Annotated in this window: 6 protein-coding genes; all 6 read right to left on the reverse strand. The window is 67.9% G+C overall.

Going from position 1 to position 7494, the window contains the following annotated elements:
• Positions 1-329 precede the first annotated feature (329 nt).
• On the reverse strand, positions 330-1334 hold the full coding sequence (locus KBI44_20555) for a haloacid dehalogenase-like hydrolase (GenBank protein MBP9146874.1): 1005 nt from the start codon (positions 1332-1334) through the stop codon (positions 330-332).
• A 105-nt stretch (positions 1335-1439) separates the two neighbouring features.
• Positions 1440-2999: an arylsulfatase gene (locus KBI44_20560; protein MBP9146875.1), complete on the reverse strand. Its 1560-nt coding sequence runs from the start codon at positions 2997-2999 to the stop codon at positions 1440-1442.
• 151 nt (positions 3000-3150) lie between these two features.
• The gene (locus KBI44_20565) at positions 3151-3534 is read right to left on the reverse strand and encodes a response regulator (protein ID MBP9146876.1); all 384 of its coding nucleotides are present in this window, start codon (positions 3532-3534) and stop codon (positions 3151-3153) included.
• Positions 3535-3716: 182 nt separating this feature from the next.
• On the reverse strand, positions 3717-4337 hold the full coding sequence (locus tag KBI44_20570) for a response regulator transcription factor (GenBank protein MBP9146877.1): 621 nt from the start codon (positions 4335-4337) through the stop codon (positions 3717-3719).
• Positions 4338-4354: 17 nt separating this feature from the next.
• Positions 4355-6229 (reverse strand): GHKL domain-containing protein, encoded by a 1875-nt coding sequence (locus KBI44_20575; GenBank protein ID MBP9146878.1) that lies wholly within the window; start codon positions 6227-6229, stop codon positions 4355-4357.
• Between the two features lie 54 nt (positions 6230-6283).
• Positions 6284-7132 carry a DUF2092 domain-containing protein gene (locus KBI44_20580; protein ID MBP9146879.1) on the reverse strand — a complete coding sequence of 283 codons (849 nt, stop codon included), beginning with the start codon at positions 7130-7132 and terminating at the stop codon, positions 6284-6286.
• Between the last annotated feature and the right edge of the window lie 362 nt (positions 7133-7494).

Consider the following 7494-nt stretch of genomic DNA (forward strand, 5'->3'; position numbering starts at 1 on the left):
ACCGCCGCCTGTAGGCAGAGGAGGCACCTCGACAGCCTGGATTCCCCGCGCACCTCCCGAATCTAGCACTGCCCCTCCGGCCGGACAGTGGAAAACTCGTGACAGTTACCGATTTTCCGGTCGCCCGACTTCAGCTTCGAGCCTGCGTCCGAAATGGGTAACTGTCACGAGTTTCTCCGAGTTTCTCCCGCGCTCGGAACAGGAGCTGGAAAAACCGTGACAGTTACCGATTTTCCGGTCGCCCGGCTTCAGCTTCGAGCCTGCGGCCGAAAAGGGTAACTGTCACGAGTTTCCCGAAAAGGGTAACTGTCACGAGTTTTTCCGGTGGGCTACCGGGCGCTCGGGGGAAAGATGGTCTTCCAGTCGTTTCTCATGCTGACGACGGTCCAGCCGTTGGCTTTCGCCTCGTCGAGTCCCTTGTCGAGTTTGCCGATGTGCGAGTCGCGGTCGTAGGCCCACTCGCGCGCGGCGTCGTCGTGGTGGACGTAGAGCGCGAAGCGCGGTCCGGCGCCGGCGGTCGTCCACTGCAGCATCTGCAGGTCGCCGTCGGAGTTGCCGAAAGCGGCGATGGGCCGGCGGCCGATGTGCTGCTGGATGCCGACCGGCTTGCCCTCCTTGTCGTCGATGAAGTTGAGCTCGGGCAGGCGCACGAGCACGGGCTTCCCGTCGCGGAGCTCGAACTTGGTCCGGATGCTCGAGCCCACGATCTGCTCCGGGGGGATGCCGTAGACGCGCTCCGCCCAGGGGCGCATGAACTCGATACCGCCGCCGGAGACGATGAAGGTCTTGAAGCCGTTCGCCCGCAGGTAGGTGAGCAGCTCGAGCATCGGCTGGTAGACCATTTCGGTGTAGAGCTTGCCGGTCTTCGGATGCTTCGCGGTGGTGATCCAGTCGGTGACGATGCGGTCGAACTCCTCGGTCGTCGTGCCGGCGTGGGTGGCCATCGCCATCTCGAGCAGGCCGTGCTCGCCCGCGGCGAGGGCGCCCTTCATGTCGCCCCGGAGCACCGAGGCGAACGGCTCCTGGGTCTTCCACTCCGGATGCTGCGGCGCGAGCGCCCGGATGCGGTCGAAGATGAAGAACGCCTGGAAGTACATCGGCTGCTCGGCCCAGAGGCAGCCGTCGTTGTCGAACGTCGCGATGCGCTCGGCGAGGGGGACGAAGTCCGGCGTTCCGGGCGTCGTCACCCGGGCGACGAACCCGGTGATCGCGCGCTTCGCCGCGCCGTCGTTCCAAGCGGGAAGTGGGTCTGCGGCTCGGGCTGCAGGAGCGGTGAAGATCGCTGCCCAGCAGAGGAGAGCCATCCAGCGTTTGCCGGCAGTCCGGGTTCTCATGGCGGTGCTCCTTGGCAAAGAAAAGCGCCGCACCCGTCGATAGCACGAGTGCGGCGGACCTGATGGGGGTCGAAGCGCGAACGGGACGGGACTTCGGTCGTCGCGCTATTGCGCGCTTTGGAGCTTGGCCAGAACCTGATCGAGGCTGAAGCTGCCGGGCTTCTGGCTCGGCGGGAACTCCTTGAAGGTGGCGAGGAACTGCCCGACGTACTGCTGCGCCGGCACGAGCAGGAACATGCGGTCGGCGCGCCATTTCCAGTACTGCCAGCTGTGCTCGGCGAGCTCGAACGGGTCAGCGCGAATGTTGAAGAGGCGCGGGACGCGCAGCTCGACGAACGGCTCCTCCCAGACATCGAAGCCGTGGGCGCGCTGCTCGGCGAAGACGATCTTCCACTGGTTGACGCGCATGGCCACGAGCGAGCCGTCGTCGTTGAAGTAGAAGAACTCCTTGCGCGGGCTCGGCGCCTTGCCGGCGAGTGCCTCGGTGATGTTGTAGCCGTCGAGATGCACCTTGAACGTCTTGCCGCCCACGTTCATGCCCTTCTTGAGCTGGTCGACCACATCCGGCACGCCGGCTGCGGCCATGATCGTCGGGATCATGTCCTCGTGGGCGAAGATGTCGTTGAGCACGGAGCCGGGCTGGATGACGCCCGGCCACCTGATCATCGCCGGGACGCGATAGCCACCCTCCCAGTTGGTGTTCTTCTCGCCGCGGAACGGCGTCGTGCCGCCGTCGGGCCAGCTCGCCACTTCGGCGCCGTTGTCGGTCGAGTACATGACGATGGTGTTCTGGTCGAGGCCGAGCTCCTTCAGCTTGTCGAGGAGTTGGCCGACGTGACCGTCGTGCTCGACCATGCCGTCGGGGTAGACCCCGAGGCCGGTCTTGCCCTGGCTCTCCGCCTTCAAGTGGGTGTTGATGTGCATCCGCGTCGAGTTCCACCAGAGGAAGAACGGCTTGTCGCTCTTCGCGGCCTTGGTGAGGTAGTCGAGCGAGGCAGCGGTCACCTCCTCGTCGATCGTCTCCATCCGCTTCTTGCCCAGCGGACCCGTGCTCTCGATCTTCTGGGTTCCGTCGGGCATCGCCCAGGTGTGGATCACGCCGCGGGTCTGGAACCGCTTGATGAGCGCCGGGTCCTTGAAGTAGTCGGGGCTCTCGAACTCCTCCTCGGCGTTGAGGTGGTAGAGCGAGCCCATGAACTCGTCGAAGCCGTGGGCCGTCGGCAGATGCTCGTCGAGGTCGCCGAGGTGGTTCTTGCCGAACTGCGCGGTCATGTAGCCCTGCGCCTTGAGGAGCTGTGCGAGCGTCACGTCGCGCGCCTGGAGGCCCTCCGGAGCGCCCGGCAGGCCGACCTTCAAGTTGCCAGTGCGGAAGCCACTCTGGCCGGTGATGAACGCCGAACGGCCCGCCGTGCAGCTTTGCTGGCCGTACCAGTCGGTGAAGAGCGCGCCCTCCTTGGCGATGCGATCGATGTTGGGCGTCTTGTAGCCCATCATCCCCTGGTTGTAGGCGGAGATGTTCCAGTAGCCGATGTCGTCGCCCCAGATGACCAGGACGTTCGGCTTCTTGGCCGCCGGCTTGGCGGCCTGGGCGTCGGCGGGGGCGGCGGCGATGATCCCAAGGATCAACGCCGCGGCGGCGCAACTGCTCACCAGTCTCGAATTCATCGGTTCCGTCTCCCTCGGTAGCAGTGAATGGCGGTCATCGCCATTCAAGGTCGTCGATTCGATCGTGCGAAACCCGGCGAGCCTCCGCCGGGGCGTGCGAGCCTGCACCTTGTCCCGGTCTCAGGCTCCAGAGTCGATCTGTTTTCGAGCTTCATCGCAGGTCGGCCGGTGCCGTCGCGCTGCGGATGGCGTCGATGAGCGCCGTGCCGCGGAACGGCTTCGCCAGGAACGCCGCCACTCCGTGCCTCGCCGCCTCTTCACGCAGGCCCGGGCCGTCGTGGGCGGTGATCAGGATCAGCGGCGGCTGCCAGCCGCGGGCGTGAATGGCGTCGAGCATCTCGAGGCCGTTCGCCGCCGGCAGCTTCCAGTCGCTGACGATGCAGGCGGCTGTCGCAGCGGCGCCGTTCGCCAACAGTTCCTCGGCGGACGGATACATCTTCGACTCGATGCCGGCAGCGCCGAGCAGGCGTTCGATCGCCTCGCGGAGGCTCGCGTCGTCCTCCACGACCAGCACCTTGCGTCCCGGCATCGACATTGCGAATCTCGACTTTCGAAAAGTGCGAACTCGGACGACGATGGAGTCGGCCGAACGGGTCTGCTCGCACATCGTCGCATCGCGTGGCGGGCGCTGCCATTGGCAGTAGGGGCGCCACGTCTGCCCGAAGGGGCAGCCGTTGTGGAAACGGGGGCGGCGGGTGAGGGGCCGAGGACCGTGGGTCAGCCGGCGGCGAGCTGGCGCAGCCGCTCGGCGTAGGCGCCGAGCTCTGCCGCGGAGCCGACTCCCAGCTTGGCGAGAACCTGCGCGCGGTCGGCTTTGACGGTGCGTTCGGCGATACCCAGCTGGCCGGCGATCTGCTTGTTGAGACGGCCGGCGACGACGAGCTCGAAGACCTCGCGTTCGCGTGGCGTGAGGTTCGCGAAGCGGGCGCGCAGCCGGCTCGCTTCGGCGCGATCGGCGCGTCCGGCGGCGTCGAGCGCGAGCGCTCTTTGAAGCGCCTCGAAGAGCGTTTCGCGCTCGACCGGCTTGGCGAGGAAATCGACCGCGCCGGTCTTCATCGCCCGCACGCTCGTCGGCACGTCGGCGTGGCCTGTCAGGAAGATGACCGGCAACCGGATGCCCTTGTCGCGCAGGGCCTCCTGCAGGTCGAGGCCGGAGGGGCCCGGCATGCGCAGGTCGAGGAGCACGCAGCCAGGCCGGTCAGGGAGGGGATTCAGCAGGAAGTCGCCCGCCGAGCCGTAGCCCCGCGCCTCGAAGCCACCGGCCGAGAGCAGCAGCAGCAGCGCGGAGCGCAGGGAGTCGTCGTCGTCGACGACATGGATGAGCGGCTTCGGACTCATGTTCGTTCCGGAAGAGTCTATTCCTGCGCGCCGGTCGGGAGCACCAGGTGAAAGACGGCACCGCCGTCGGCGTTGTTTTCGGCCCAGATGCGCCCCCCCTGGGCCTCGACGAGCGTGCGGGCGATCGAGAGGCCGAGGCCCATGCCCTCCTCTTTGGTGGTGAAGAACGAATCGAAGAGCCGCGGCAGGTGCTCGGGCGCGATCCCGGGGCCGCGGTCGCGGACATCGATCTCGATGCTCGCGGCGCCCGCCCGGACGGCGATCACGATGATGCGCCGTTCTTCGGGCGCGTCGGCGATCGCGTCCATCGCGTTCATGACCAGGTTGATCAGCACCTGCTGGAGGTGGACCCGGTCCCCGAAGATGGTCGTCGCGATGCGCGCCGGCTGTACCTCGAGCGTCACGCGCCGGCGGCGAGCCTCGGAGCGCAGCAGGATCTCGATTTCCCGCGCGACCTCATCGACCTCGAACGGGCGGCGCTCGACCTCGTTCCTGGTGATGAGGGTCCGCAGCCGGCGGATCACTTCGCTCGCCCGCAGGTCGTCGCGGCGGATGTTGGCGAGAATCGACGCGAGCTCGTGTCGCCGGTCGCCGCCGGCCCCGAGAATGAGATCGGCGGCGTCGGCATTGGCGAGGATGGCACCCAGTGGCTGGTTGATCTCGTGCGCGATCGAGCCCAGCAGCTCGCCGGCGACCGCGAGCCTCGAGGCGTGCGCGAGCTCGCTGCGGCGGCCCTGCTCGGAGATCTCGGCAGCGCGCCGCCGGCGACGTTCCTCGAGCAGCAGGCCGATCAGCGCCGCCTGAAGCGCCAGCACCACGAGTGCGAGGAGCGCTTGAGAGCGATAGGCCTCGAAGAGGGTCGGTTCGCGGAAGAGGACGATGGCGGCGGCCGGGATGGAACGTTCGTCGATCTTCCAACGGCGAATCTGTCGCCAGTCGACGTGGAGAGCCGACGGCACCTCCGGCGGCAACTCGAGCGACGAGGGCAGTGCGCCGCCGAGCAACTGCGTCGTCGCGCGCCCGGCCTCTTCGCCGGCCTCCGTGAAACTCGAGACGAATCCGCCGACGGCACCCGTGCCGAGGATCGTTGTGTAGGCGCCGTAAACGGGCGCCTTCGAGACGGTCGCCATGGCCTCGACGCTGTCGCGCGGCAGGAAGATTCGCCCTGCGCCGTCGCGGAAGAACCCGGGAGTGAAGACGATGGAGTCGCTGCCCAGGTCGCCGAGCCGCTCGAGGAGCTCGGCGGCCGGCAGCGCCGACAGGAACTCGACGCTCAGCCGGTCCTTGAAGGCCCCGGCCGCCACCCGCAAGCGGGACTCGGCGAGGCGATCCCACGCGGCGCTACCGGTGACGATCCAGAGTCGGCGGGCGGTGGGATGCCACTGCATCGCCTGCGTGACGGTTCCCGCGAAATCGAACTCCAGGGGAATACCGACCACGTCGGCGGGAAGCGGTTCGAGCTCGCGGACGGCGGTCCGCGCGACCGCCGAGTAGACGAGCGGTACTCCGGCGAAGACGTCGTCGCGGTGCTGCAGAAGGAATCGCAGCGCCTCCTCGCCCGCGGCGACCAGCACGTTCGGAGGCCGAAGCGCGTACTTGTCGCGCAGGTAGGTCCCCATGATCTGAAGATGTCCGGGGCTCTCGAAGCGCGGAAAGTCGAGGAACTCGTCGAAGATCTCGATCCGCGGTCCAGGAGTCGGCGAGAGCACCCGGCGTAGGCCGGTATCGAACTCGACGTTCGCCGGCAGCAGCCGACCGTTGGAGTAGAGCACCAGGATGCGTTGGGCCGCGGCAGGCGTCGTTGCCGTCGCTGGAGGGGGCGCAGGCAGCCAGCCGGCCAGGAGTCCCGCCAGGAGCAGGGGGCCGACCTTCGAGTCCGGCAATCGGGGCATGCGGGGCGAATCGTACCTGATCGAGCGCACTGCGAAGGGGCGGAGATCCGCGGGCTAGCGATCGCTGTCGGCGGCCGGGGGCACTGCCGCCGGCGCGGCGGGCGACACCTCACCCGTGCGCTCGAGCTTCCCGAGGCGCTCGTAGCCCGTGGGGATCGTCGCCTTGAAGCGCTCGGCGGAGGCGTCCACGGCGAAGTTCCAGTCGCGGAAGACCAAGGTCGAGCGCGCCGGCCCCGGCTCGTCCTTGTAGACCAGCATGATCTGACAGGGGAGTGCCCTCTTGCCCTCTTCGATCCAGAGCTGCCAGTCCACGCGTTCCTGGCTGTAGACGAGACGGTCGCACTTTTTCTTGCCGATCGTCTCGATCGAGACCCAGCCGCCGCTCCGCTCGGGAGCCAGTGCGTCGTCCCAGAGCGCGCCGGAAAGCAGGTCGGTCATCGGCCGGAGGAGGTCGATCCGTTCCCCGATGGCGCCCAGGGCGAGATCGAGATCGCCTGGAATCTCCTCCTGCGTCCAGCTCTTCTCGTCGTCGGAGATCCTCGTGAGAGTCGACTCCGAGTACCAGACCTGCTCCTCCCGGTCGCCCCGGGCGCCGAACCAGGCGGCGTTCGGGCGGCGGACGGCGACCTCGCGCACGAGATCCCGTTTCGCGAGCTCGGCGATCTCCTGGATCTTCTGTCCTCCGGGGCTCCGCAGGTGATACTCGTCGGCGGTGAAGGTGAAGTTGGGCGCGCTGGCGAGATGCTCGCGGAACGCCCTTAGCCTGGCGTCTCCGAACGCCCGCTTCTCCTGCACGCTCTCCGGCCAGCCGGTACAACCGCCGATCCAGAGGCCGGCGAGAACGCCCACCACCAGAGTCGGCGAGAGCCACGCCAGGCGGGCTGTGCTGTTCGCAATCGTCATCCTCGTCGTTCTCCTCTGGAGGCGGATGCTACGGCCTCGCCCGCGCGGGTCCGATCTATCATCTCAGCTCCGCCGATCCTGGCCGGTCGGATTCTCCGCGGCGGCTGCAAGTGAAGCGAGCGATTGCCGAGATCGTCGATTCTCGGTGGACGGCGGTTGTTTGCGCCTTCGCCGATCCGCCTGGCGGAGAGCGAGCCCGCCCCGGCGCTCGCGGCGCCGCGATTCGGCAGCCCCCTGCGGCCTTGGTAAGGTTGGCGCAGCGATGATCCTGGCGGGCGATATCGGCGGTACCCAGACGACGCTGGCGGTGTTCGCCGCCACTGGCGGGCCCGGCGGGCCCGATGGCCCCGGCGGCCCCGACG

The organism is Thermoanaerobaculia bacterium (assembly GCA_018057705.1).
Lineage (GTDB): Bacteria > Acidobacteriota > Thermoanaerobaculia > Multivoradales > JAGPDF01 > JAGPDF01.